This is a genomic window from Angustibacter aerolatus (assembly GCF_054776675.1).
In genome coordinates this window covers 12,688-36,844 of record NZ_BAAHBM010000009.1, presented here as the reverse complement: position 1 = coordinate 36,844, position 24,157 = coordinate 12,688, and the positions used below count along the sequence as shown (strand labels likewise).

The 24,157-nt window shown below is 73.8% G+C and carries 23 protein-coding genes; 22 read left to right on the top strand and 1 reads right to left on the bottom strand.

The genetic code is table 11. The features are described 5' to 3' along the window. Nucleotides 1-54 precede the first annotated feature (54 nt). From ACYVI6_RS03935 to ACYVI6_RS03875, 13 genes are all read left to right on the top strand, one after another. Nucleotides 55-645 (top strand): MauE/DoxX family redox-associated membrane protein, encoded by a 591-nt coding sequence (locus ACYVI6_RS03935; RefSeq protein ID WP_284289762.1) that lies wholly within the window; start codon nt 55-57, stop codon nt 643-645. Beyond that, a complete protein-coding gene (locus tag ACYVI6_RS03930; protein ID WP_460445124.1) occupies nt 642-1,601 on the top strand; it encodes a thioredoxin domain-containing protein in 960 nt (319 codons plus the stop codon). Before ACYVI6_RS03935 ends, ACYVI6_RS03930 begins: the two co-directional genes overlap by 4 nt. A gap of 89 nt (nt 1,602-1,690) precedes the next feature. Continuing rightward, the gene (locus tag ACYVI6_RS03925) at nt 1,691-2,299 is read left to right on the top strand and encodes a hypothetical protein (RefSeq protein WP_460445123.1); all 609 of its coding nucleotides are present in this window, start codon (nt 1,691-1,693) and stop codon (nt 2,297-2,299) included. Continuing rightward, nucleotides 2,299-2,781, top strand: a complete 483-nt coding sequence (locus ACYVI6_RS03920) for a hypothetical protein (RefSeq protein ID WP_460445122.1) — start codon at nt 2,299-2,301, stop codon at nt 2,779-2,781. Before ACYVI6_RS03925 ends, ACYVI6_RS03920 begins: the two co-directional genes overlap by 1 nt. Beyond that, nucleotides 2,778-4,400 (top strand): hypothetical protein, encoded by a 1,623-nt coding sequence (locus tag ACYVI6_RS03915; protein ID WP_460445121.1) that lies wholly within the window; start codon nt 2,778-2,780, stop codon nt 4,398-4,400. Before ACYVI6_RS03920 ends, ACYVI6_RS03915 begins: the two co-directional genes overlap by 4 nt. A gap of 143 nt (nt 4,401-4,543) precedes the next feature. After that, nucleotides 4,544-4,657, top strand: coding sequence for a 50S ribosomal protein L36 (rpmJ, locus tag ACYVI6_RS03910; RefSeq protein WP_009740505.1), 114 nt, complete (start codon nt 4,544-4,546; stop codon nt 4,655-4,657). A 160-nt stretch (nt 4,658-4,817) separates the two neighbouring features. Further along, nucleotides 4,818-5,192, top strand: a complete 375-nt coding sequence (gene rpsM / locus ACYVI6_RS03905) for a 30S ribosomal protein S13 (protein WP_460445120.1) — start codon at nt 4,818-4,820, stop codon at nt 5,190-5,192. A gap of 56 nt (nt 5,193-5,248) precedes the next feature. Next, nucleotides 5,249-5,656: a 30S ribosomal protein S11 gene (gene rpsK / locus ACYVI6_RS03900; protein ID WP_460445119.1), complete on the top strand. Its 408-nt coding sequence runs from the start codon at nt 5,249-5,251 to the stop codon at nt 5,654-5,656. Between the two features lie 144 nt (nt 5,657-5,800). Then, nucleotides 5,801-6,817, top strand: coding sequence for a DNA-directed RNA polymerase subunit alpha (locus ACYVI6_RS03895; protein ID WP_460445118.1), 1,017 nt, complete (start codon nt 5,801-5,803; stop codon nt 6,815-6,817). A gap of 54 nt (nt 6,818-6,871) precedes the next feature. Beyond that, nucleotides 6,872-7,531, top strand: a complete 660-nt coding sequence (gene rplQ / locus ACYVI6_RS03890; RefSeq protein ID WP_460445117.1) for a 50S ribosomal protein L17 — start codon at nt 6,872-6,874, stop codon at nt 7,529-7,531. A 71-nt stretch (nt 7,532-7,602) separates the two neighbouring features. After that, on the top strand, nt 7,603-8,448 hold the full coding sequence (gene truA, locus ACYVI6_RS03885; RefSeq protein ID WP_460445116.1) for a tRNA pseudouridine(38-40) synthase TruA: 846 nt from the start codon (nt 7,603-7,605) through the stop codon (nt 8,446-8,448). A gap of 29 nt (nt 8,449-8,477) precedes the next feature. Further along, a complete protein-coding gene (locus ACYVI6_RS03880; protein WP_460445115.1) occupies nt 8,478-9,053 on the top strand; it encodes a TlpA family protein disulfide reductase in 576 nt (191 codons plus the stop codon). Between the two features lie 135 nt (nt 9,054-9,188). Then, the gene (locus ACYVI6_RS03875; protein ID WP_460445114.1) at nt 9,189-9,680 is read left to right on the top strand and encodes a VOC family protein; all 492 of its coding nucleotides are present in this window, start codon (nt 9,189-9,191) and stop codon (nt 9,678-9,680) included. Nucleotides 9,681-9,683: 3 nt separating this feature from the next. Here ACYVI6_RS03875 and ACYVI6_RS03870 read toward each other — a convergent pair whose 3' ends face one another. Beyond that, a complete protein-coding gene (locus ACYVI6_RS03870) occupies nt 9,684-10,436 on the bottom strand; it encodes a VOC family protein (RefSeq protein ID WP_460445113.1) in 753 nt (250 codons plus the stop codon). A 122-nt stretch (nt 10,437-10,558) separates the two neighbouring features. Between ACYVI6_RS03870 and ACYVI6_RS03865 the strand changes: the two genes are divergently transcribed. The 9 genes from ACYVI6_RS03865 to ACYVI6_RS03825 all read left to right on the top strand — a co-directional run bounded on the left by ACYVI6_RS03865 (nt 10,559) and on the right by ACYVI6_RS03825 (nt 24,151). Continuing rightward, nucleotides 10,559-12,241 (top strand): ABC-F family ATP-binding cassette domain-containing protein, encoded by a 1,683-nt coding sequence (locus ACYVI6_RS03865; RefSeq protein ID WP_460445112.1) that lies wholly within the window; start codon nt 10,559-10,561, stop codon nt 12,239-12,241. After that, complete coding sequence (locus tag ACYVI6_RS03860; protein WP_460445111.1) at nt 12,238-12,774, top strand: hypothetical protein; 537 nt, start codon at nt 12,238-12,240, stop codon at nt 12,772-12,774. Before ACYVI6_RS03865 ends, ACYVI6_RS03860 begins: the two co-directional genes overlap by 4 nt. A 145-nt stretch (nt 12,775-12,919) precedes the next feature. After that, nucleotides 12,920-18,718 carry a pullulanase-type alpha-1,6-glucosidase gene (pulA, locus tag ACYVI6_RS03855; RefSeq protein WP_460445110.1) on the top strand — a complete coding sequence of 1,933 codons (5,799 nt, stop codon included), beginning with the start codon at nt 12,920-12,922 and terminating at the stop codon, nt 18,716-18,718. 134 nt (nt 18,719-18,852) lie between these two features. Beyond that, nucleotides 18,853-19,296, top strand: coding sequence for a 50S ribosomal protein L13 (gene rplM, locus ACYVI6_RS03850; RefSeq protein ID WP_460445109.1), 444 nt, complete (start codon nt 18,853-18,855; stop codon nt 19,294-19,296). 45 nt (nt 19,297-19,341) lie between these two features. After that, nucleotides 19,342-19,827: a 30S ribosomal protein S9 gene (rpsI, locus tag ACYVI6_RS03845; RefSeq protein WP_460445108.1), complete on the top strand. Its 486-nt coding sequence runs from the start codon at nt 19,342-19,344 to the stop codon at nt 19,825-19,827. Nucleotides 19,828-19,951: 124 nt separating this feature from the next. After that, nucleotides 19,952-21,298 (top strand): phosphoglucosamine mutase, encoded by a 1,347-nt coding sequence (glmM, locus tag ACYVI6_RS03840; protein WP_460445107.1) that lies wholly within the window; start codon nt 19,952-19,954, stop codon nt 21,296-21,298. Nucleotides 21,299-21,350: 52 nt separating this feature from the next. Continuing rightward, nucleotides 21,351-22,358 (top strand): GNAT family N-acetyltransferase, encoded by a 1,008-nt coding sequence (locus ACYVI6_RS03835; protein WP_460445106.1) that lies wholly within the window; start codon nt 21,351-21,353, stop codon nt 22,356-22,358. 240 nt (nt 22,359-22,598) lie between these two features. Further along, nucleotides 22,599-23,210 (top strand): hypothetical protein, encoded by a 612-nt coding sequence (locus ACYVI6_RS03830; RefSeq protein WP_460445105.1) that lies wholly within the window; start codon nt 22,599-22,601, stop codon nt 23,208-23,210. A 440-nt stretch (nt 23,211-23,650) separates the two neighbouring features. Beyond that, the gene (locus ACYVI6_RS03825; RefSeq protein ID WP_460445104.1) at nt 23,651-24,151 is read left to right on the top strand and encodes a hypothetical protein; all 501 of its coding nucleotides are present in this window, start codon (nt 23,651-23,653) and stop codon (nt 24,149-24,151) included. The last annotated feature ends 6 nt before the right edge of the window (nt 24,152-24,157 follow it).

The window sequence follows — 24,157 nt, the reverse complement described above, 5'->3', positions numbered from 1 at the left end:
ACCGGGTGCGGCGATCCGCGCTCGTCGGCGTCCGCTCGCGTGTAGTTTCGCCCCATGTGGCAGATCGTCAGCGGGCCGTTCCTGGCCGCCGCCGCCCTGCTCGTGCTCGCGGGTGCGCCCAAGGTCGTGGCGCCGTCCTCGCTGGTCACGGCCCTCCGCTCGGCCGGCCTGCCCGCCGGGCCGTCCGCCGTCCGGGTCCTCGCCGCCGGCGAGGTCGCGGTCGGGGTGCTGGCGCTGCTGCGTCCGGGGCGGCTCAGCGCGGTGCTGGTGGCCCTGGCCTACCTGGCGTTCACCGGTTTCGTGGCGCTCGCCCTGCGCCGCGGCGGCGTCCTCGCCTCGTGCGGCTGCTTCGGCAAGCCCGACACCCCGCCCACCCGCAGCCACCTGCTGGTCACGGCGCTGCTGGCGGTGGCGGCCGGGCTGCTCGCGATCGCCCCGCCGTCCGCGCCGGTCTGGCACGCGGCCGACCTCGCTCGCCCCACCACGCTGGCGCTGCTCGGCAGCGCCGCGCTCGTCGCCCTGCTCGCCTACCTGGTGATCGCCGTGCTGCCCACGCTGACGCCGGCCGCGGTGCGCTCGGCGTCGGCCCGACCGAGGCGGACGTCGTCGGGCGGCGCCACCGCACCTGCTGGAGGTCGCTCGTGATCGCCGTCGTCGTCGCCGAGGGTGTCGCCGTCCTGCTGCTCGCCGTGCTCGTCGTCGGCCTGCTGCGCAGCCACGCGCTCATCCTGCGGGCGCTGCACGAGCTGGGCGCCGGGCTCGAGCTCGAGCGCGGTGGCCGGCACGCCGCCGGTGCGGCCGCGGCGGGCGGCTCGGCCGGGCCGGTCGAGGTCGAGCTGCAGGCCGGTGTCGTGCCGAACCTGCGCCCCGACAGCCTCGTCGGCGCCGACGTCGTGGGCACCTCGCTGACCGGCGAGGAGGTGCTGGTGCCGGTGCGCGGCGAGGGCCGGCGCACGCTCGTCGCCTTCCTGTCCAGCGGCTGCGGCGTCTGCCAGACGTTCTGGTCCGAGCTCACCGCCGGCCCGGTCGCCGTGCCCGGCGACGCGCGGCTGGTCGTCGTCTCCAAGGGCCCCGACCAGGAGAGCTCGAGCGCGCTGCGCACGCTCGCCGGCGACCGGCTCGAGGTCGTGCAGTCGTCGGCGGCGTGGACCGACTACGGCGTGCCGGGCTCGCCGTACTTCGTGTACGTCGAGGACGGCGTCATCACGGGGGAGGGGTCGGCCACCACCTGGGCGCAGGTCAGCAACCTCATGGGGCAGTCCGTCGCCGACACCGAGGACGCGCGCCGCGGCGCCGGGCGCGACCCGTCGCGGCCGTACCCGGCCGGTGTGCGCACCCCCGGTGGTCACGGCGGACCCCTGCTCGCGCCCGTCGACGGCCCCGCCGACCTCGCCCGGTCGGACCGCGAGCTGCTCGGCGCCGGCATCCACCCCGGGCACGCCAGCCTGTACGAGCCCCCGGACGCCGGCCACGACGACCTCGACGACCTCGACGACCTCGACGTGCGGGACGGCGCCGACCACGCGGGCCACGACCACGCCGACCACGCGGGCCACGACCACGCCGACCACGCGGGGCACGACCACGCCGGGCGCCCGTGACGTCGCCGGCGACCGTCGCGCTCGCGGTCGGGCTGCCCATGGCGCTGGTCGCCGCCGTCCGCTCGACCTGGTCCCCGTGAGGTGAGTCGATGCTGTCCAGCATCAGCCCGCTCGGTGAGCGGGCACGCGCGAACCGGTGGGCGGTCACGACGATCGCCTACCTCCTCGGCTCGGTCGCGGCCGGCGCCGCCACCGGCGTGCTGGCCGGGCTGCTCGGTGGCCTGCTGCCGAGCGCCTGGCGCGCGGCGTGGCCGGCCGCGGCGCTGGTCGCCCTGGCGCTGCTCGTCGGGCTGGTGCTCGACGTCCGCTCCGGCGACCTCGGACCGCCCTCGTGGCGACGGCAGGTCGACGAGGCGTGGCTCGCGCGGTACCGCGGGTGGGTCTACGGCGGCGGGTTCGGCGTCCAGCTCGGCACCGGGCTGGTGACCATCGTGACCAGCTCGACCGTCTACGCGACCTGGCTGCTCGCCGTCCTCTCCGGCTCGCCGGCGGCGGGTGCGCTGGTCGGCGGGGTGTTCGGGCTGGTGCGCGCGCTGCCGCTGCTCGCCCTGCGCCGGGCCACGTCGGCCGCCGACCTGCACCGCGTGTTCGACCGGCTCGAGCGGTGGCGCCGCCCGGCCGACCTGGTGGCCCGCAGCGCGCTCGTCGCGGGTGCCGTCGCCGTCCCAGCCGCCCTGCTCGTGGGAGGAACCGTCTGATGCGCATGTCGAGGTTCGGTCTCAGCCTGGCGCCGCCCGCCGGGTGGGAGGCTCGCATCTACCGCCGCGAGCCGGCCACCGAGCACGAGGTCACGCACCCCGTCGTGCACGCCTGCACCCGGGCGCTGCCCGCGCAGCGCGGCGACTTCGGCAGCGGCGTGGTCGACCTGCTCGGCCCGCAGGACGTGTTCGTGTCGCTCGTCGAGTTCGGCACCGACGTCGCCGACCAGGGGCTGTTCGAGGTGCAGGGTCGGCCGACGCTGCGGCCCTCGCAGTTCCGGCTGAACGGGCTGCAGCGGTCGCTGCCCGACGTCAGCGCCGCCCAGCACTTCTACTCCGAGGGTGGTCGCGCGTTCTGCCTGCTGGTCGTGCTCGGGGCGCACTCGCGCCGGATGGCGCTGGTGCCGAGGGCCGAGGCGATGGTGGGCACGATGCAGGTCACGAGCGCGACCGCGCTGCGACGACAGGGAGCGATGCCGTGAGCACCACCACCGAGGCCCCGACGGCGTCGAGCCGGCCGGCCGATCCCGGGCTCGCCGCCCTCGAGGCGGCCACCGCCCCGGGTGCCGGTCCGGTGTCGTGGCTGGTGGGCCGGGTCGCCAAGGGCCTCGACCGGCTCTCGCGGCGCGGCTTCCTGGCGCAGACCGCCGTCGTCGGGTCGGCCATCGCGCTCGACCCGAAGGGGTACGTGCTGATGCCCGGCACGGCCTACGCCAGCGTGTGCGGCCCCGACACCAAGGCGTCCGCCGGGTACACCGTCATGTGCTGCACGGTGAACGGCGGCAAGAACTCGTGCCCGCCCGGCACCTTCACGGCCGGCTGGTGGAAGGCCGCCGACTCGTCGTGGTGCTGCGGCGGCTACCGGTACATCGTCGACTGCAACGCGACCTGCAGCGACTGCTCCAGCGGCTGCAGCGGCGACCACATCTGCGACTCGAGGTGCTGGAGCTGCAGCTGCGGCACGGGGCCGGCCGGGCAGTGCGACCAGCGGCGGCACTGCTGCAACGCGTTCCGGTACGGCCAGTGCAACACGCACGTCCGGTGCAGCGGCGGGGTCGCCTGCCGCGTGGTCAGCTGCGTCGCGCCGTACAAGTGGGACAACTGCACGACGACGTCCCTGGTCGACGACGCCACCGCGGAGCACAACGCGCCGTGCCTGCAGGGCTGCGGGCCGATCCTGGAGCGGTACGACGCGATCGGCGCCCAGGGGTCGGTGCTCGGCGCCTCGCAGGGCCCGGAGCGGGCGGTGGGCGACGACCGGGGCCGGTACGTCGTCTACGCCGGCGGCCGGATCCTGCACACGAGGTCGACCGGGGCGTGGGAGGTGCACGGCGCGTCGCTGAAGGCGTACCTCGCGGTGTCGGGCCCGAAGGGGGTGCTCGGCTACCCGACCGGCCGGCGGGTGACGTCGAAGGACGGCGACGGCTGGGTGCAGGCGTTCGAGAAGGGCTTCACCATCGACAGCGACCGCACCACCACGCAGGTGGTGCACGGCGCGGCGTCGACGAAGTGGGCGGCGCTCGGGCGCGAGACGAGCCCGCTGGGCTATCCCACGGCGGCGCGCCGGGCCGCGGCGGACGGCGGCTGGCTGCAGCCGTTCGAGCACGGCGCGGTGTGCGACAGCCCGCGCACGAGGACGTCGGCGGTGGTCGGTGCCGTGCACACCGAGTGGCGTGCCTCCGGCGGTGAGGGCGGCCTGCTGGGGTACCCGCACAAGGACGCGGTCGCCGGGCAGGGCGGCGGGCGCGGCCAGTGGTTCGAGGGCGGCGAGATCTGGGCGCGCTCCGGCGGCCGCGGCTTCCGGATCACCGGCCCCGTGCTCACCGCCTGGCGGCGAGCCGGGTACGAGCGCGGCCTCGGCTACCCGACGGACCGGGCGGTGTCCCGGCGCGGCGGCGGTGTCGGCCAGGCGTTCGACCGCGGCCAGCTGTGGGTGCGGCCGGGCACCATCACCGCCCGAGCGGTGACCGGCCGCGTGCTCGCCGCGTGGCGGGCGGCCGGCAGCGAGGCCGGGCGGTACGGCTACCCGACGTCCGACACCACCACCGCCGCGGACGGCACGCAGCGCTGCACCTTCGAGCACGGGACCATCACCGCCTAGCCCGAGCGCATTTGGGTCCGCGTGCTCGCATGACGTATCCTGCTGTGTCGGCTCGTCGTGCCCGCGTCCTCGCCTGTCGAGGACGCGTCGCGTGTCGGGCCCGACCACGTCTCATCCGCACACACGAGAGCGACGAGCTGGCAGTGAAGGTCAAGCCGAGCGTCAAGAAGATCTGCGACAAGTGCAAGGTGATCCGCCGTCACGGCCGGGTCATGGTGATCTGCGAGAACCTGCGCCACAAGCAGCGCCAGGGCTGAGCAGCTCCACCCGCACGTCGTCGTACCCCAGCAGCGCACGACCCCTGACCCGCTCGACGGATCAGGACGACACCCCCGGCCGCGGAGGCCGGGGACCCCGCCGGCCGGCGGGGACCGGCGCTGCTCCAGACCTCCGCAGGACAGAACGAGGACCAGCCACATGGCACGTCTGATCGGCGTCGACCTCCCGCGCGAGAAGCGCGTCGAGATCGCGCTCACCTACATCTTCGGCGTGGGTCGCACCCGCGCCACCAAGACCCTGGAGGCGACGGGCGTCAGCCCCGACGTCCGGGTCCGCGACCTCACCGAGGACGACCTCGTCAAGCTGCGCGACCACCTCGAGGCGACCTACCGCCTCGAGGGTGACCTGCGCCGCGAGGTCGCCGCCGACATCCGCCGCAAGGTCGAGATCGGCAGCTACGAGGGCATCCGCCACCGCCGCGGCCTGCCGGTGCGCGGTCAGCGCACCAAGACCAACGCGCGCACGCGCAAGGGTCCGAAGCGCACCGTGGCCGGCAAGAAGAAGGCGCGCTAGTCGGCCCCGGCCGACCGCCGCCCCACCCACCCTCGTAGACACAGCAGGAGAGACAGATGCCTCCCAAGGGCCGTACCGCTGCGGGCGCCAAGAAGGTGCGCCGCAAGGAGAAGAAGAACATCGCCGCCGGGCACGCTCACATCAAGAGCACCTTCAACAACACGATCGTGTCGATCACCGACCCCAGCGGCGCGGTCATCGCCTGGGCCTCGGCCGGCCAGGTCGGCTTCAAGGGCTCGCGCAAGAGCACGCCGTTCGCGGCCCAGCTCGCCGCCGAGTCCGCCGCCCGCCGCGCCATGGAGCACGGCATGCGCAAGGTCGACGTCTTCGTGAAGGGCCCGGGCTCGGGCCGCGAGACGGCGATCCGCTCGCTCACCGCGACCGGCCTCGAGGTCGGCTCGATCCAGGACGTCACGCCGGTCCCGCACAACGGCGTCCGTCCCCCCAAGCGCCGCCGGGTCTGACGGCCACGCACCGGGTCGGTCACGACCGGCCCGGTGCGGCACGACCCCGTCCGGCGTACCGAGACCGGCCGGGGGCGCCGCCCAGAGCGGCGCACGCGTCACGAGGCGTCAAATAGCGGACGTCTCCGGAAGGGAAACACCACAGTGCTCATCGCACAGCGCCCCCAGCTCACCGAGGAGTCGGTCGACGAGTACCGCTCGCGGTTCGTCATCGAGCCGCTCGAGCCCGGCTTCGGCTACACGCTCGGCAACTCGCTCCGCCGCACCCTCCTGTCGTCGATCCCCGGTGCCTCCGTCACCAGCCTGCGCATCGACGGCGTGCTGCACGAGTTCTCCACGATCACCGGGGTCAAGGAGGACGTCACCGAGATCATCCTCAACGTCAAGCAGCTGGTCGTCTCCAGCGAGCACGACGAGCCGGTCGTGATGTACCTGCGCAAGCAGGGTCCCGGCGCCGTGACGGCCGCCGACATCGCCCCGCCGGCGGGTGTCGAGGTGCACAACCCCGACCTGCACATCGCCACGCTGAACGGCAAGGGCAAGCTCGAGATGGAGCTGACCGTCGAGCGCGGTCGCGGCTACGTCTCGGCCAACCAGAACAAGTCCGGCGACGCCGAGATCGGCCGCATCCCGGTCGACTCGATCTACTCGCCGGTGCTGAAGGTGACCTACAAGGTCGAGGCCACCCGCGTCGAGCAGCGCACCGACTTCGACAAGCTCGTCGTCGACGTCGAGACCAAGATGAGCATCGCCCCGCGCGACGCGATGGCGTCGGCCGGCAAGACGCTCACCGAGCTCTTCGGCCTCGCCCGCGAGCTCAACGTCGAGGCCGAGGGCATCGACATGGGCCCCTCGCCGACGGATGCCGCGCTGGCGGCCGACCTGGCGCTGCCGATCGAGGAGCTCGAGCTCACGGTCCGGTCGTACAACTGCCTGAAGCGCGAGGGCATCCACAGCGTGGGTGAGCTCGTCGGGCGCAGCGAGGCCGACCTGCTCGACATCCGCAACTTCGGCGCCAAGTCGATCGACGAGGTGAAGGCCAAGCTCGCGGGCATGGGCCTGCAGCTCAAGGACAGCCCGCCCGGGTTCGACCCCGCCGCCGCCGTCGAGGCGTACGGCGCGGACGACGACGCGGCGTACGCCGAGGACGAGCAGTACTGATCGGTCCCGGACCGACGCACCCACCCCTGACCGACCGGTAGGAGATCGACCACCATGCCCACGCCCACCAAGGGTCCCCGCCTCGGCGGCGGCCCGGCGCACGAGCGGCTCATCCTCGGCAACCTCGCCCAGGCGCTGTTCGAGCACGACCGCATCACCACGACGCAGGCCAAGGCGAAGCGGCTGCGTCCGCTCGCCGAGCGCCTGGTGACGTTCGCCAAGCGCGGCGACCTGCACGCGCGCCGTCGCGTGCTCGCGGTCATCAGCGACAAGGGCGTGGTGCACCGGCTGTTCACCGAGATCGCGCCCGACGTCGCCGAGCGCCAGGGCGGCTACACGCGCATCACGAAGATCGCCCCCCGCAAGGGTGACAACGCGCCGATGGCCGTCATCGAGCTGGTCCGCGAGCCGCTGACCGGTGGCGCCAAGACCACCGCGGCTGCCCGTCGCGGTGGTGCGAGCCGCACGACGACCCGCTCGGCCGCCGCGGCTGCCGAGGCCGACGTCGCCGCGCAGGTGGCCGAGGAGGCCGCGGCGACCGACGACGTCGAGACCGCCGTCGACGCCGCCGCCCGCGCGGAGGCCGCTGCCGAGGTCGTCGCCCAGGAGGCGCCCGGTACCGCCGACGCCGCCGAGGCCGACGCCGCTGCCGACGCGGCCGCGGACTTCGCCGACGCCGCGGTCGACGACGCGGTCGAGGACGGCAAGGCCTGATCGACACCTCGGGCGCCTCGCGCCCGGACCGCCACGAGCCCGCCGCCCCCCACGAGGGGGACGGCGGGCTCGTGCGCGTGCGGCTCGACCTGGCCTACGACGGCACCGCGTTCGCGGGCTGGGCGGTGCAGCCGGGTCTGCGCACGGTGCAGGGCGAGCTGTCGGCGGCGCTGGCGACCGTGCTGCGGCTGCCCGAGGTGGCGCTGACGGTGGCCGGCCGCACCGATCGGGGCGTGCACGCGCGCGGCCAGGTCTGCCACGTCGACCTGCCGGTGCCGGCGTGGAGCGCGCTGCCCGGGCGCGGCGACCTGCCGCCGGGGGAGACGCTGGTGCGCCGGCTCGCCGGGGTGCTGCCCCCCGACGTCCGGGTGCACGTGGCGGCGCCGGCGCCGGACGGGTTCGACGCGCGGTTCGCGGCGCGGCACCGGCACTACCGCTACCGGGTCAGCGAGCCACCCGGCGGTGTCGACCCGCTGCGCCGGCTCGACGTGCTCGACCACCGACGCCCGCTCGACGTCGACGCGATGGCCGAGGCCGCGAGCCGCCTCGTCGGCCTGCACGACTTCGCCGCGTTCTGCCGCCGCCGTGCGGGGGCGACCACCGTGCGGACCCTGCTGACCTACACCTGGTCGCGCCCCGAGCCCGGTCAGGTGGACGCCGGGCTCGTCGTGGCCGACGTGGTCGCCGACGCCTTCTGCCACTCGATGGTGCGTGCGCTGGTCGGTGCGCTGCTGCCGGTCGGCGAGCGACGCCGGGACGTCGACTGGCCGGCGCAGGTGCTGGGTGCCGTCGTGCGCGACCCGGCGGTGTCCGTCGTCCCGCCGCACGGCCTCACCCTCGAGCGCGTCGACTACCCGCCGGACGCCGAGCTGGCCCGTCGCGCGGCGCAGACCCGCGCCGTCCGCAGCCTGGGCTGAGCCTGCACCCCTCGCCTACCCTGACAACCGTGAGTCGACGACAAGCACACGTCGTGGCGGCCGTGATCGGGGTGACGGTGCTCGTCGCCGGCTGCGCCGGGCCCGACTCCGTGGCCGGGGCCGCTCGCTCGGGTGGGGGGCGTGGGTCGTCGCCGACGCAGGTCGTCCACCCGGCGGATCGGCGCGGCGTCGTCCGGCTGCACGGGACGGCGCTCGACGGTCAGCCGCTCGACACCGGGCACCTCCTCGGCCGGGTGACGGTGGTGGTCGTGTGGGGCTCGTGGTGCCCGCCCTGCGTCGAGGAGGCGCCCGCGCTCGCCCGGGTCGAGCGCGCTCGCCGGGCGGACGACGTCGCGTTCGTCGGCGTCGACGTGCAGGACTCGCCGGCGACCGCCGCGGCCTTCCAGCGCCGGGTGCACGCGGAGTACCCGTCGTTCCGCTTCGACGGTGGCCGGGTCGTGCAGCAGCTGGGCGGTCTGGCCCCGGCGCCACCGACCACGCTGGTGCTGGACCGCCGGGGCCGGGTGGCCGCCCGGGTGCTGAGCAGCGTCGGGGAGCAGACCCTGCTCGACCTCGTCGACGACGTCCTCGCCGAGCCCGCCTGACGCCGAGCTGCCACCGCCGGGGCACGAGAGCGCCGCGCACCCCCACGAGAGCGGCAGGTCGTCGGGCGATGAGTCGTGGGCCGCGTGGGAGTCTGCACCCCGAGACGCTCCACGAACCCCTTGCAGGAGGACGCGATGCCCAAGACCACCCCGTGGCTCTGGTTCGACGGGACGGCGCTGGACGCCGCCCGGCTGTACTGCAGCCTGTTCCCGAACTCGCGGATCACCAGCGAGGTGCCGACGAACGACGCGATGCCGGACGGCGAGGCCGAGACGCCGATCGTGGTGACCTGGAACCTCGACGGGCAGGACTACGCCGGGCTGAACGGCGGACCGCAGTTCCCGCAGACCGAGGCGTTCTCGATCATGGTGAGCTGCGCCGACCAGGCCGAGGTCGACCACTACTGGGACGGGCTGATCGCCGACGGCGGCCAGGAGTCGCGGTGCGGCTGGCTCAAGGACCGCTTCGGCGTCTCGTGGCAGATCGTGCCCACCCGGCTCATGGAGCTGCAGAGCGACCCCGATCGCGAGCGCGCCGCCCGCGCCACGCAGGCGATGCTCGGCATGAGCCGGCTGGTGATCGCCGACCTCGAGGCCGCCGCCGACGGCGCCCCGGCGCACGCCTGAGGGTCAGGACGACGAGCCCGGCGGCAGCACGCAGAACGGGTTGCCGCCGGGGTCGGTCAGCACGACCCGGCCGTCGTCCGACGGTGCGTGCCCGGCGCCGGGCCAGCCGTCGGGCGGCAGGTGCGCCGCGCCGAGCCCGAGCAGCCGCTCGACCTCGTGGTCGAGGTCGGCGCCGGCCACGGGCACGAGGTCGACGTGCACCCGGTTCGGCCCGTCGCGCCGCGCCAGGGGAGGGCCGCCCCAGCTGATCTTCGTGCCGCCGTGCGGCGACTGGACGGCGGTCTCCTCGTCCTGGTCCCAGACCAGCGGCCAGTCGAGGGCGGCGGCCCAGAACACGCCGACGTCGCGCAGCCCGTCGCTCGACAGCGCCCCGAACCGCCCGCAGCCGGCGAGGAACCCGTTGCCGGCCTCGACGACGCACAGCTCGTCGCCCTCGGGGTCGGCGAGCACCACGTGCCCCTCCTCGGGCCGCTGCCCGACGTCGAGGTGCCGGCCGCCCAGCGCCAGCGCCCGCTCGACCGTGGCCCGCTGGTCCTCGTCGCTCGCCGTCCACAGGTCGGGGTGCGCCTGGTTCGGTCCGGACTTCGGCAGCGTGCTGGGCAGGAACCGCACGGGGACGGCGCGCTCGTCGTCCGGCAGCAGGGTCGGCCCCGCCGGCCGCTCGACGAGCTCGCGCTCCAGCACGCCCGCCCAGAACCGGCCGAGCCGCACCGGGTCGAGCCCGTCGAAGCAGATCGCCACCAGGTCGAGCGCCACGCGACACCTCCGTCGGGATCGGCCGTGACGGTAGGCGCGCGTCGTCCAGGGGCGCAACGGGTTTCGGGCCTCGCGCGAAACGCGATGGTCGGGTGTCGGTGCGGCGCGGCACACTCGTCGTCGTGGGCCACGTCGACGTCAACGCCATCGGGTTCGTGCTGCCGGACGGGCGGCCGCTGCTCGACGAGGTGAGCTTCCGCGTCGGCGACGGTGCGGTCGTCGCGCTGGTGGGGCCGAACGGCGCCGGCAAGACGACGCTGCTGCGGATCATCGCCGGCGACCTCGACGCGCACGGCGGTGCGGTGACGCGCAGCGGTGGGCTCGGCGTGATGCGCCAGTTCGTCGGCCAGGTGCGCGACGACAGCACGGTGCGCGACCTGCTCCTGTCGGTGGCGCCCGCGCCGGTGCGCACCGCGGCCGCCGCCGTCGACGCGGCCGAGCTGGCGATGATGGAGACCGACGACGAGCCGACGCAGATGCGGTACGCCCAGTCGCTGGCCGACTGGGCCGACGCCGGGGGGTACGACGCCGAGACGCTCTGGGACGTCTGCACGGTGGCGGCGCTCGGCATCCCGTACGAGAAGGCCCAGTGGCGGCCGGTGAACACGCTCAGCGGTGGCGAGCAGAAGCGGCTGGTGCTCGAGGCGCTGCTGCGCGGGCCCGAGGAGGTGCTGCTGCTCGACGAGCCCGACAACTACCTCGACGTGCCGGGCAAGCGCTGGCTCGAGCAGCGGCTGCGCGAGACGCCGAAGACGGTGCTGCTGGTGAGCCACGACCGCGAGCTGCTCGACCAGGCCGCGACCCGCATCGCGACGCTCGAGCCGGGCGCCGCGGGCAGCACGGTGTGGGTGCACCCGGGGCGGTTCTCGACGTACCACGAGGCCCGGCGCGAGCGGTTCGCCCGGCTCGAGGAGCTGCGCCGGCGCTGGGACGAGGAGCACCAGAAGCTCAAGGACCTGGTGCAGATGTACAAGGTGAAGGCGGCGTACAACGACGGGCTGGCCAGCCGGTACCAGGCGGCGAAGACGCGGCTGGCGAAGTTCGAGGAGGCCGGCCCGCCGCAGGAGGTGCCGCAGGAGCAGCAGGTCAAGATGCGGCTCACCGGCGGCCGCACCGGCAAGCGCGCCGTGGTCGCCGAGCGGCTCGAGCTGACCGGGCTGATGCGTCCGTTCGACCTCGAGGTGTGGTTCGGCGAGCGGGTGGCGGTGCTCGGGGCGAACGGCTCGGGCAAGTCGCACTTCCTGCGGCTGCTGGCGGCCGGCGGTTCCGACCCGGACGTCGAGCACCAGCCGGTCGGCGACGTCGAGATCGCGCCGGTGCGGCACGCCGGCACGGTGCGCCTCGGTGCGCGGGTGCGGCCGGGGTGGTTCGCGCAGACCCACCAGCACCCTGCGCTGCTGGGCCGCACGCTGCTGGAGATCCTGCACCGGGGCGACGAGCACCGCGACGGCATGCCGCGCGAGCAGGCGGCCCGCGCCCTCGACCGCTACGAGCTGGCCCGGGCGAGCGAGCAGGTCTTCGAGTCGCTGAGCGGCGGGCAGCAGGCGCGGTTCCAGATCCTGCTGCTCGAGCTGAGCGGCGCGACGCTGCTGCTGCTCGACGAGCCGACCGACAACCTCGACCTGCACTCGGCCGAGGCGCTGGAGGAGGGGCTCGCGGCGTACGAGGGGACCGTGCTGGCGGTCACGCACGACCGCTGGTTCGCCCGCGGCTTCGACCGCTTCCTGGTGTTCGGCGCCGACGGGCGCGTGGCCGAGCACCCGCAGCCGGTGTGGGACGAGGGCAGGGTGGTGCGCGAGCGATGAGCTACCAGCCCGATCCGGACGACATCGGCTGGCGCGGTGAGCTGGTCGACGGCTCCTGGCACCCGCCGCTGCGCGCGGCCTGGGGCGCCGCGCCGTGGCAGCTGCGCGTCGCCGTGCTGCTCGTCGTGCCGGTGGTGGTGCTGGGCGTGCTGCGGTGCTGGATGGCGGCGCACTACGCGCCGCTCTTCGTCGACGCCTACGGTCGCTCGGTCGGGCTCGACATGACGCAGTTCGTCGACCAGCAGGTGGCCGAGCGCGACCACCCGATCATCGGCGACTCGGCGCTGTTCGGCGCCGTGCTCGGCGGCCCCGTCTACCTGCTGCTGGTGCTGCGCGGGCTGACCCGGCACCGCTGGTCGCTGGTCAGCGCCGGCGCGGCCGCAGCGGTCGTGGCGCTGAACGCGCTCGGCTCGCTGGGTGACCCGGCACCGTGGTGGTACCACCTGTCAGCCGTGGCCCTCGTGCTGCCGGCCGCCCTCGCCGCCGTGCTCTGCCTGCTGCCGGTCAGCCGGGCCTGGTCGACCCCGGACTGACCTCTGCAAGATCTTGCAAGAAGTTGCAACAGGCTCTTCCTGTGGCCGCCCTGTGCGGTCTACAGTTCGGGACCAACCGGTGCGGGTCCGCAACGGTGATCAGCTGCAGAACCAGGACGACGTCGTCCGAGCGCCAGGAGCCGTCATGCGCCGCACCACCACCGCCCACCGGTACCCGACGACGGCGGCGCTCGCCGTCCTGGCGCTGCTCGCGGCGCTGCTGGCGCTGCCGGCCCCGCCGACGGCCCGGGCGGCGGACGGCGACACCCCGCTGCCGACGTCCGTCACGGTGGCCGGCGACTTCCAGTCCGCCGTCGGGTGCGACGACAACTGGCAGGCGGACTGCGCGCTGACCCACCTGCCGCGCGTCGGCGACAGCTCGGTGTTCCAGGGCAAGGTCTTCGTGCCGCCGGGTAGCTGGAACGTCAAGGCCGCGCTGAACGACTCGTGGGACGAGAACTACGGCGCCGGCGGCGTGCTGAACGGCCCGAACATCCCCGTCCACAGCTCGCAGGGCGGCGACTTCGAGTTCACGTACGACCACACGACGCACCGGCTGACCTTCGCCTCGCCCGGCACGCTGCCCGGCTCGCAGACCGACGCGCTCGACAAGCGCTTCGTGCGCCCGGCGCTGCGGGCCGGGCTGACGAAGGAGCGCTACTACTTCGTGATGGCCGACCGGTTCGCCAACGGCTCCACGGCGAACGACGCAGGTGGCCTCAGCGGGGGGCGCCTCGAGACCGGGCTCGACCCGACGGCCAAGGGCTTCTACCACGGCGGCGACCTCAAGGGCCTGACCGGCGAGCTCGACTACATCAAGGGTCTGGGCACCACCGCGATCTGGCTGACGCCGTCGTTCAAGAACAAGCCGGTGCAGGGCACGGGCGACAACGTGAGCGCCGGGTACCACGGGTACTGGATCACCGACTTCACGCAGGTCGACCCGCACCTCGGCACGAACGCCGACCTCAAGGCGCTCGTGGCCGCCGCGCACGGCAAGGGCATGAAGGTCTTCTTCGACATCATCACCAACCACACCGCCGACGTGATCGACAACGAGCAGCAGAAGTACAGCTACGTCGACAAGGCGACCAGCCCCTACCGCGACGCCGACGGCGTGGCCTTCGACGACAGCGCCTACGAGCTGAACACCGTGTTCCCGCCGTTGAACAAGCAGTCGTTCCCGTACACCCCGGTGTTCCGCACCAAGGCCGACGAGACCGTCAAGGTGCCCGCCTGGCTGAACGACCCGTTGCTGTACCACAACCGTGGCGACTCGACGTTCGCCGGCGAGAGCACGACGTACGGCGACTTCTCCGGCCTCGACGACCTGTTCACCGAGCAGCCGAAGGTCCGCGACGGCATGATCGACGTGTACAAGCAGTGGGTCGACTTCGGCATCGACGGGTTCCGCATCGACACCGTGAAACACGTCAACATGGGCTTCTGGCAGCGGTTCTCGCCGGCGATGCTGGCCGAGGCGAAGAAGATCGGCAACGACGACTTCTTCATGTTCGGCGAGGTGTACGACGCGCGGCCCGAGGCCATGTCGCCGTACACGACGAAGGGCCGGCTGCCCGCGACGCTGGACTTCGGGTTCCAGGACGCCGCGAAGCAGTTCGCACAGGGCAAGCCGACCACCGTGCTGCGCGACCTGTTCGCCGGCGACGACTACTACACCGACACCGACTCCAACGCCTACGAGCTGCCGACGTTCACCGGCAACCACGACATGGGCCGGCTGCCGGCGATGCTGCGCGACGGCGGGGTGCCGGCGGCCGAGCTGCTGCCGCGCGACCGGCTCGCCAACGAGCTCATGTACCTGGTGCGCGGTCAGCCCGTCGTCTACTACGGCGACGAGCAGGGCATGGTCGGGGAGAGCGGCGGCGACCAGAACGCCCGCCAGGACATGTTCCCCACGAAGACGAAGGTCTACTCCGACCAGGCCGACCTGCTCGGCCGCACCGGCAGCATCGACCGGTTCGATCCGAGCAGCAGCCTCTACCGCGACATCGCCCGCATGGCGAGGCTGCGGCAGGCGAACCCGGCGCTCGCCGACGGCACGCAGGTGCACCGGTACGCGTCGTCGTCCGCCGGCGTGTTCGCGGTGAGCCGCATCGACCGCGACCGCGACGTCGAGTACCTGGTGGCCGCCAACAACTCGACGTCCGCCAAGACGGTCGACGTCGCCACCTACAGCCGCAAGGGTCGCTTCACGCCGCTCTACGGCACCTCGACGACGCTGCGCACCGACCGCGAGAACCGGACGTCGATCACCGTGCCGCCGCTGTCGGTGGCGGTGTGGAAGGGCGCGAAGCGCATCGACCGCCCGTCGTCCGCGACCGTCGCCTACCCGGCGTCGCCGCAGCCCGGCGCCACGCTGAGCGGGCGGCAGGAGGTCGGCGTCTCGGTGCCGGCGAACACCCCGGTCGAGGTGTCGTTCGGCTGGCGCGAGGCGGGGCAGGCCGACTGGCACCTCATCGGCACCGACGACGCCGCGCCCTACCGGGTGTTCCACGACGTCAGCGACCTGCCGAAGGGCGAGCTGATCGAGTACCGCGCCGTCGTCACGAACGGCGCCGGCAAGCAGTACGGCACCTCGACGTACGGCGTCGTGGGCGACCCGGTGGCCGGCGGCGACGACGGCGGCGGCGGGGTCGGCCCGGTGACGCAGCCGTCGGCCGTGAGCGTGCCCGGCGACCACAACAGCGAGATGGGCTGCGGCGGCGACTGGGACCCGGCCTGCGACCAGGCCCAGCTCACCCTCGACCCCAAGGACGGCGTCTGGAAGGGCACGTACGAGCTGCCCGCCGGTGAGAACCACGCCTACAAGGCGGCCATCGCCAAGACGTGGGACGAGAACTACGGCGACAAGGCCGTGCTGAACGGCGGCAACATCCCCTACACGGTGCCGGGGTCGGGCAAGGTCTCGTTCTACTACGACCACGGCACGCACTGGGTGACGTCGGACGCGCAGGGCCCGATCGTGACCGCGCCCGGCTCGTTCCAGAGCGAGCTCGGCTGCCCCGCCGACTGGTCGCCCGACTGCATGCGCCCGTGGCTGCAGGACCCGGACGGCGACGGCACCTACACCTGGCGCACCGACGCGATCCCCGCCGGCGGCTACGAGGTCAAGGCCGCGCACGGCCTGACCTGGGACGAGAGCTACGGCGCGGGCGGCGCGGCGGGCGGCGCGAACATCCCGTTCACCGTGCCCGAGGGCGCCGTCACCACGTTCTCGTACGTGCTGGCGACGCACGTGCTCACGGTGACCACGTCGAAGCCCGGCGCGGCCCCCGACCTCACGAAGGCGAAGGCGCACTGGGTCGACCGCCGCACGATCGCGTGGCCGGCCGACGGCCTGCCCGCCGGCACCCGGCCCGAGCAGGTCTCGTGGCGGCTGCACTGGTCGGCCACCGGCGGCCTGGCGGTCGACGACGAGGCGCTCACCGGCGGCTCGTCGGCGCGACTGACCTACGACCCCGACGGCCTCCCGGCGTCCGTCGTGAAGAAGTACCCGCAGCTCGAGGGGTTCCTCGCCCTGAAGCTCGGCTCGAAGACGGGGCGCCAGGCGGAGACGATCCTGCGCGGGCAGGTGGCGGTGGCGCAGTACGACGACCTCGGCCGGCTGCTCGACGCCACCGGGGTGCAGGTGCCGGGGGTGCTGGACGCCCTGTACTCGAGGGCCGCGACGAAGCAGCGCTTCGGCGTCAGCTGGTCGGGCGGCCGTCCGACGTTCCGCGTCTGGGCCCCCACGGCGAAGAGCGTGCACCTGAAGGTGTGGCCCACGACCGGTGCGGCGCAACGGGTCTCCATGCAGCGTGACGCGGCCGGCTCGTGGTCGGTGCGCGGCCCGAAGGGGTGGCTGGGCGCGCAGTACCTGTACGACCTGCAGGTCTACGCACCCACGACGCTGAAGGTCGAGCGCAACCAGGTCACCGACCCGTACTCGGTCGCACTGACCACGAACAGCACCCGATCGGTCGCCGTCGACCTCGACGCCCGGTCGACCCAGCCGTCGCTGTGGCGCAGCACGCCGTCGCCGAAGCTGGCCCGTGCCGTCGACTCGACGATCTACGAGCTGCACGTGCGCGACTTCTCGATCGGCGACAGCACGGTGCCGAAGGCGCACCGCGGCACCTACCTCGCGTTCGCGGACGCCGGGAACGGCACGAAGCACCTGCGCGCGCTGGCGGAGGCCGGCCTGAACACCGTGCACCTGCTGCCGACGTTCGACATCACCTCGGTCCCCGAGCGGCGCTCGCAGCAGCAGACCCCCGACTGCGACCTGGCCGCGCTGCCCCCGGCGTCCGACCAGCAGCAGGCCTGCGTCACCGCCGTCGCGGCGCAGGACGGCTACAACTGGGGCTACGACCCGTACCACTGGATGGCGCCGGAGGGCTCGTACGCGACGAACCCCACCGGGGCCGCGCGGGTCGCGCAGTTCCGCACGATGGTCGGCGCGCTGCACCGCGACGGGCTGCGCGTGGTGCTCGACCAGGTCTACAACCACACCAGCAGCAGCGGTCAGGCCGCGACCTCGGTGCTCGACCGCGTGGTGCCCGGCTACTACCAGCGGCTGAACCCGAAGACGGGTGCGGTCGAGACCTCGACCTGCTGCCAGAACGTCGCCACCGAGCACGCGATGGCCGAGCGGGCGATGGTCGACTCGGTGGTGCTGTGGGCGAAGCAGTACCGCGTCGACGGGTTCCGCTTCGACCTCATGGGCCACAGCTCCAAGGCGAACCTGCTCGCCGTCCGGCACGCGCTCGACCGGCTCACGCTGCGCCGCGACGGCGTCGACGGCACGGCGATCTACCTCTACGGCGAGGGCTGGAACTTCGGTGAGGTCGCCGACGACGCGCTGTTCGAGCAGGCCCGGCAGGGCAACCTCGGCGGCACCGGCATCGGCACGTTCAGCGACCGGCTGCGCGACGCCGTCCGCGGCGGTGGGCCGTTCGACGACGACCCGCGCGCCCAGGGCCTCGGCTCCGGTCTGGCGGGCTCGCCGAACGGGGCCGAGATCAACGGTGACGCCGCGAAGCAGGCCGCGACGCTGGCGCACGACACCGACCTCGTCGAGCTCGGCATGGCCGGCAACCTGCGCGACTTCGTGTTCCGCACCAACGCGAGCGGCGAGGAGGTGCGTGGCGACGAGGTCGACTACAACGGCCAGCCGGCCGGGTACGCCGACGAGCCCGACGAGGTGGTGTCGTACGTCGACGCCCACGACAACGAGACGATCTGGGACGCGCTCACCCTGAAGCTGCCGACGTCGACGCCGATGGCCGACCGCATCCGGATGAACACGCTGTCGCTGGCCACCACGGCCCTCGGTCAGTCGCCGTCCTTCTGGCACGCCGGCGCCGACCTGCTGCGCAGCAAGTCGCTCGACCGCAACAGCTTCGACTCCGGCGACTGGTTCAACCGGCTCGACTGGACCGGGGCCGACAACGGCTTCGGGCACGGGCTGCCCCCGAAGGCCGACAACGAGGCGAAGTGGGACTTCCAGCGGCCGCTGCTGGAGGACCCGGCGCTGAAGCCGACCGCCGCCCAGGTGGCGACGGCGTCCGCGCAGGCGCAGGACCTGCTGCGGCTGCGGGCCTCGACCCGGCTGCTGCGGCTCGGCTCGGCGCAGCTCATCCAGCAGAAGGTGTCGTTCCCGGCGAGCGGGTCGACCCAGAAGGCGGGGCTGATCGTGATGCGGATCGACGACACCGTCGGTCGCGACGTCGACCCGCGCCTGCGGGGTGCGCTGGTGGTGCTGAACGCGACGCCCGACCGCCAGACGCAGCAGGTGAACGGCCTGCTGGGCCACCACCTGACGCTGTCGCCGGTGCAGGCGCGCGGCGCCGACCCGGTCGCGCGGACGACGACGTGGGACGACGCCAGCGGCACCGTGAGCGTCCCCGCACGCACCGCGGTGGTGCTCGTCGAGCGCTGATTTTGACCCTCGGCTCACCCCGCAGGTACCCTGGGGAGTCGTTGTGCGCCGCCCTGCCCGTCGGGGGCGGGCGCACCTGCCAGCGGGCGAGCAGTCGCCCGGCCACCTGCAGTGAGAGAACGAAGGCTACTTCCGTGCGCACGTACACCCCGAAGCCCGGCGAGGTCGACCGCCAGTGGCACGTCATCGACGCCACCGACGTGGTGCTCGGCCGGCTGGCCAGCCAGGTCGCCGTCCTGCTCCGGGGCAAGCACAAGGCCACCTTCGCCCCGCACGTCGACACCGGTGACTTCGTCGTGATCGTCAACGCCGACAAGGTCGCCCTCACCGGCAACAAGCGCGAGCAGAAGCTGGCCTACCGCCACTCGGGCTACCCGGGCGGCCTGCGCTCGCGCACCTACGTCGAGATGCTCGACAAGCACCCGGCCAAGGCCGTCGAGCAGGCCGTGCGCGGCATGCTGCCGAAGAACTCGCTGGCTCGTCAGCAGCTGAGCAAGCTGAAGGTCTACGCCGGTGCCGAGCACCCCCACTCGGCGCAGCAGCCGCAGCCGTTCCAGATCACCCAGGTCGCGCAGTAAGCGCACCCAGCCGCACCCGAACGCAGAAGGAAACCGAGGAGAACCGTGGCTGAGCCCACCACCGACGTCGACTACGACGAGGACGCCCCGAGCACCTACACGAGCGAGTCGTCCGAGGCGCCGACCCGTCGCGTCGCGGTGACCGCCCCGGGTGCCGCGACCGGTCGCCGCAAGGAGGCCGTCGCCCGCGTGCGCATCGTGCCCGGCACCGGCCGCTGGTCGATCAACGGCCGCGACCTGCCGAACTACTTCCCGAACCGGGTGCACCAGCAGATCGTGAGCGACCCGTTCAAGGTCCTCGAGCTCGACGGCTCGTACGACGTCATCGCCCGCGTGCACGGCGGCGGCGCCAGCGGTCAGGCCGGCGCGCTGCGCCTCGGCGTGGCCCGCGCGCTGAACGGCGTCGACGAGGAGGCCAACCGTCCCGCGCTGAAGAAGGCCGGCTTCCTGACCCGCGACGCGCGCGTCATCGAGCGCAAGAAGGCCGGTCTGAAGAAGGCGCGCAAGGCGCCGCAGTACAGCAAGCGCTGATCGAGGCCGGGCCCGGCGCGTCGCCGCAGCGCCCACCTCGTCCAGACGGCCCCGGGGAGTACCGTCCCCCCGGGGCCGTCGGCATGTCCGACCACGTCCGACCGCAGACTGAGAGGGGAGCGCCGTGGCTCGACTCTTCGGCACCGACGGCGTGCGAGGGCTCGCCAACCGCGACCTGACCGCCGAGCTCGCGCTCGACCTGTCGGTCGCGGCGGCGCACGTGCTGGCCGACGCCGGGGCGTTCACCGGGCACCGCCCGCTCGCCGTGGTCGGGCGCGACCCGCGAGCCTCCGGCGAGTTCCTGAACGCCGCGGTCGTGGCCGGCCTGGCCAGCGCCGGCGTCGACGTGCTCGACCTGGGCGTGCTGCCCACCCCCGCCGTCGCGTACCTGACCGGCCTGCGCGGCGCCGATCTCGGCGTGATGATCTCCGCCTCGCACAACGCGATGCCCGACAACGGCATCAAGTTCTTCGCCAAGGGCGGCCACAAGCTCGAGGACACCATCGAGGACGTCATCGAGCAGCGGCTCGGCGAGCCGTGGCAGCGCCCCACCGGCCGCGACGTCGGCCGGCTGACCTACGACGTCGACGCGGCGGACGACTACGTGGCGCACGTGCTGCAGGCGCTGCCGGGGCGGCTCGACGGGCTCCACGTGGTGGTCGACTGCGCGCACGGTGCGGCCAGCGTCGTGTCCCCGCGGCTGCTGCGCGAGGCCGGGGCCGAGGTGACCGTGATCGGTGCCTCGCCGGACGGCTGGAACATCAACGACGGCTACGGGTCGACGCACCTGGGCAACCTGCAGCAGGCCGTCGTGCAGCACGGGGCCGACCTCGGGCTGGCCGTCGACGGCGACGCCGACCGCTGCCTGGCTGTCGACGCGGACGGCGAGGTGGTCGACGGCGACCAGATCATGGCCGTGCTCGCGCTGGCCCTCCGCGAGGCCGGCGAGCTGCCGGACGACACGCTCGTCGCCACCGTGATGTCGAACCTCGGCCTGCTGCTGGCGATGGAGCGCGAGGGCGTCCGCGTGCTGCAGACCGCCGTCGGCGACCGCTACGTGCTCGAGCAGATGCGGGCCGGCGGCTACGGCATGGGCGGCGAGCAGTCCGGGCACGTCATCCTCAGCGCGCACGGCACCACCGGCGACGGCGTGCTCACCGGTCTGCTGCTGGCCGCCCGGATGTCGACGACCGGGCGCTCGCTCGCCGAGCTGGCCGGCGTCATGGAGAAGCTGCCGCAGGTCATGGTGAACGTGCCGGGCGTCGACAAGGGCCGCGCTCACGACGACGAGCACGTGCTGGCTGCGGTCGCGCGGGCCGAGCACGAGCTGGGCCGCACCGGCCGGGTGCTGCTGCGCCCGTCGGGCACCGAGCCGCTGGTGCGGGTGATGGTCGAGGCCGGCGAGGCCACGCAGGCGCAGGCGCTGGCCGACCGGCTGGCCGGCGTCGTGCGCGAGCGGCTGTCGCTGTAGCCGCACCGAAAACCCGTACCGCCGGTCGCCGCGGGTCTGGTTCGGTGAGGGTGTGCGCCTCGTCGACGTCGACCCCCTGACCGCTCCGGAGCTGCTCGTCGACTGGGTCGCCGTCGACACCGCCGCGGGCGTGCACGAGTTCGGTGACCGGCACACCGTCTACTCGCTCGACGAGGTGCGCGAGCAGCACCGGCTCTCGCAGGACCACCTCGAGCTGGTGCTGGCGGTCGACGACGACGGCACCCCGGTCGGCTGCGGCGACCTGCGAGCCCCGACCCGCGACAACCTGCACAGCGCGACCGGGCGGGCGATGGTGCTGCCGGCGGCGCGGCGGCGCGGTGCGGGCAGCGCGCTGGTGACCGACCTCGAGCGGCGGGTGCGGGCGCTCGGCCGGGTCGACCTGGTGCTCGAGAGCGACCTCGCCCCCGGGTCGCAGCCGGGCACCGCGGCCTTCGCGGCGCGGCACGGGTACGAGTCGGCCCAGCAGAACCTGCGTCAGGACCTCGACGTCGACCGACGGCCGGACTCGCTGCCCGACCCCGGCGACGGGTACCGGCTGCGGACCCACCACGACGCCGTCCCCGAGGAGCTGCTCGAGGAGCGGGCCGGGCTGAGCGCGCGCATGTCGACCGACGCGCCGTCCGGCGACGTGCGGCTCGAGCAGGAGGCGTGGGACGCCGAACGGGTGCGGCGGTCGCTGGAGATCGCCCGGGCGCAGGGCCGGGTGGTGGTCGAGACCGTGGCGGTGGCCCCGAGCGGGCGGCTGGCCGGGTACACGACGCTCGCCGTCGCGCAGCACACGCCGGACGTCGCCTACCAGTGGGACACGCTGGTGCTGCGCGAGCACCGCGGCCACGCCCTGGGCCGACGGCTGAAGGACGCGAACCTCGCCGCGCTGCTCGCTCGCCTGCCGTCGGTGCGCCGGGTCGTCACCTGGAACGCGACGACGAACGGACCGATGCTGGCCGTCAACCGTGCCCTGGGGTTCGAGGTGGCCGGCGTGCTGACCGAGTGGCAGAAGCGGCTCGCGCCGACGACAAGGCCCCCGTGCTCGCCCTGAACCGCGCCCTCGGCTTCGAGCCCACCGGGGTCACCACGGAGTGGCAGCGCCACCTCTGACCCTGCCGCCGCGAGGTCGTCGCGGGCCACGTGAAGTCGGCTGGCGCACCGTTCGATGGGCGTGCACGCCCATGGGACGGTGCCGCAGCCCATCGGAGCGCGGGCAGCGCGGTGCCCGGTTGTCCACAGGCGGCTGCACGTGGTTCCCGGTTCGCCGTGGAGGCGTCTACGGTGCCTGTCCATGGGGCAACTGATGCGATGGTGGCGGGCGCTCGCGATCGGGCTCGTCGCCCTCGGTGCGACCGCGTGCACGGACGACGCGCCGCAGCCTGCGCACACGTACGCGATCCCCACGCCGGGACCTGGCGCCAGCGGGTCGGGCGGCACCTCGTCGACCGCTGCGACCCCGACCGGGCCGGTGACCGTCGGCCCGGTGCCTGCCGCCGCTCGGGCCGACACGGTCGAGGGCGCCAAGGCGTTCGTGAGTGCGTTCTACGGTCGGTTGAACGGCGCTCTCACGAGGCCGCAGGAGGATTGGCTGACAGACGTGTGTGCACCGAAGACCCCGTACTGCTCCTACTACGTCAAGGCCCAGGGTCAGCTCCGCGACAAGGGCTGGCGCGCCGAGCAGGCGCCGTTCGCCGCCCGGGGGATGGAGGAGCTGTCGTACAGCACCACCCACGAACGCGTCTTCCAGTTCTTGCTCCGCAAGGCGGAGGTTCGCTTCGTCGACGGCCGTGGTGCCGTGCGGGGACGCGAGAGGCCGGAGACGGTCGTCGCGAACGTCATGGTGGTACGACGCGGCGACTCCTGGCGACTCGCCGACTTCGAGGTCGCGAAGGTTCAGACGTGAGGCGCCTGCTGGGCATCGGCCTCGCCGCGTGCCTCGCCGTGGCGCTCGAGCCGGTGTCGGCGGCGTCCGCGTCTGACGGTGGCTTGCGAGTCGACATCCGCGGGTCGGGCGGCAGCGGTGGTGCTCGGTTGGCGGCTCGGTCCGCCCGAGCCGCCGCGAACCACGACGGACCGCACGTGCAGGTCCGCTCGGCCCGCTCGACTGCTTCTCACGTCGTCACGCGCACCACGTTCGCGTGCGCCGCGAACGACCCGAACGGGCAGGTGGGTGCCGAGGTCTCGTGCTGGCTCGCCGTGCACGGTTGTGCCAGCACCGGGCAGCCCGATCGGATCCGCCTGACGGTGTGGAGCCGGCGTGAGTCGGCGAGCGGTGAGGCCCTCACGAGCTGGGCGGAGAGCGGGACGACCTGCGGTGAGTCCGCCTCGAAGGCGCGGGCCCCGGTGCTGACGGCCGCGGTGGTGGCGCGGGAGTTCCGGCGGTTGCCGTTCGCGCGGGCGGGGGTGGCGACGCGGCCGACGGGTCGGGGTGAGCTGGCGACGCTGGTGAACCTGCCGACGTCGTTCCGGGTGGTGTGGCCGGGGGCGGGGGTGCAGCCGGGGGAGGTGGTGTCGCGGACGCTGCTGGGGCACCGGGTGCGGCTGCGGCCGAGCGCGACGTGGTTCGCGTACGTGTTCGGCGACGGCGGCTCGTCGGGGCGCACGGTCGACGGCGCGGGCGGGGTGGTGCACGCGTACGCGGCGACGGGGACGCGTGCGGTGCGGGTCGACACGCGGTACGCCGGGCGGTTCAGCGTCGACGGCGGGACGTGGCAGCCGGTGCCCGGCGGGGTGACGGTGCAGGGGAGCGTCGCGGCGCTGCACGTCTACCAGGCGCGGTCGGTGCTGGTCGACGAGCCGTGCCGGCGGGCGTCCGACGTCGGCTGCGCGGGGTGGTCGGGCTGACGCGGG